The organism is Ancylobacter sonchi (genome assembly GCF_018390695.1).
GTDB lineage: Bacteria > Pseudomonadota > Alphaproteobacteria > Rhizobiales > Xanthobacteraceae > Ancylobacter > Ancylobacter sonchi.
The window spans coordinates 1-1,507 of the sequence record NZ_JAHBGF010000008.1 but is presented as its reverse complement, the minus strand read 5'-3'; the positions used below and the strand labels follow the sequence as shown (position 1 = coordinate 1,507).

Annotated in this window: 1 pseudogene; it reads right to left on the bottom strand. The window is 59.9% G+C overall.

The window, feature by feature from the left end:
* Window positions 1–113 precede the first annotated feature (113 nt).
* Window positions 114–789: pseudogene (locus tag KHC28_RS01260) on the bottom strand (DDE-type integrase/transposase/recombinase); the annotation flags it as partial.
* Between the last annotated feature and the right edge of the window lie 718 nt (window positions 790–1,507).

Sequence of the window (1,507 nt, the reverse complement as noted above, 5' to 3'; positions counted from 1 at the left end):
CCCATACCAGCCTCGGCGGCCTATCGCCGTCGATGTTCGCAAGCCGGTCCCATGAGGACCAAAACCCAGCCGGGCCTAACTTATGACCGGCAGGAAAATGGGGAGCACGTCAACCAGTAGGCGTTCAGGCACTCCGTCTGGAACTTGCCGTTGAAGCTTTTGATGAAGCCGTTGCCGGTCGGCTTACCTGGCCGGGAGAAGTCGAGCACGACGCCCTTCTCGTAGGCCCAAAGGTCGAGGTCGCGGCTGATGAACTCCGAACCCTGGTCGAAGCTGATGCTTTGCGGATAGCTCACGCTCCGGCAGATATGCTCGAGCGTCGCCACCACATCCTCCCCTTGTAGCTGAACCGCGGATCGACCGCCGGCGAGAACCGCGTGAAGGTGTCGACGATGGTCAGCACCCGGATCTTGCGGCTGGTGGCGAGTTGGTCGTGGACGAAGTCCATGGCCCAGAGCCAGGCGGACCGATACGCCCCAAGCGACCAACATCCCGTCGACAAGAGTGCGCTTCCGGGCAGGCCTCAGAGCTTTCGGCGGAGGACATCCTGAAGCATCTCACGGTCCAGCGTCAGGTCCGCCACGATCTTCTTCAGCCGCGCGTTCTCGTCCTCCAGTGGCTTCAACCGCCGCATCTCGTCCGGCAGCAGGCCGCCATAGCGCTTCTTCTAGTTGAAGTAGGTTGCCTGGCTGATGCCCGCCTTCCGCAGATCTCCGCAACCAGCGAGACTTCCTCACCCTGCTTCAAGATGAACGCCGTCTGCGCCTCGGCGAACTGCCATGCCTTCATGCTACTCCCCTCCTCTCCCCGCCGGGGAAAACCAACGGAAAGCTCCAGCCTCAAACGATCCAGTTCCCAGGGGGCACAGCATGCCGGGTTGAGCACCTGGTCCCGGCGTTCACAATACCGGCAGCAGGCGATTGCGCCATCTTCAAAGCCCGGCATCCCGGCCTCACAAAGGACCACTTTCGGGGCGGAGAATAGGTTCCTCACAGCTGGCCCGATCCGCCACCCGTTGCCGGGGGGCGGACAGTATGGGCAAGCACAACTGCGTCAGATGAGCTACTTTGTCCGTTCCTGAGCGCGCAGAGAGCGGTACTCTCTTCTTGCCTTATATTCGCGCAACTGCGCCTCAGCGAAGCGCGCCTTGAGCTCAACGCGCGTAACGTCCTTCACCAGTGCTTCAAGTGCTAAGTCCTCTTCGCTAAGAATTTTAGAAACGTTCTTATTGCTTCTAATAGCCATGAAAATCGACCTTGGTTGATGAACTAGATAAGGCAGCCACAGCCTACCTCGAATCGCAAGCTAAATATCCCGAGGAGATGCTGCTCTGACCCGAAAACGGCCGGACGCGCTGAGTCAGAGCGCCCGGCCTCAAGCAGCCAGGAAGTGTCCCTGACGTGCTGCTCTGACTTCCTGCCACGGATAAGTTGGGTCTTCGATCAGGAGAAGGGCCATGCGGCGCAGCCTTTTCAGCGAAGAGCAGCTCATTTCGGTGCTGAAAGAG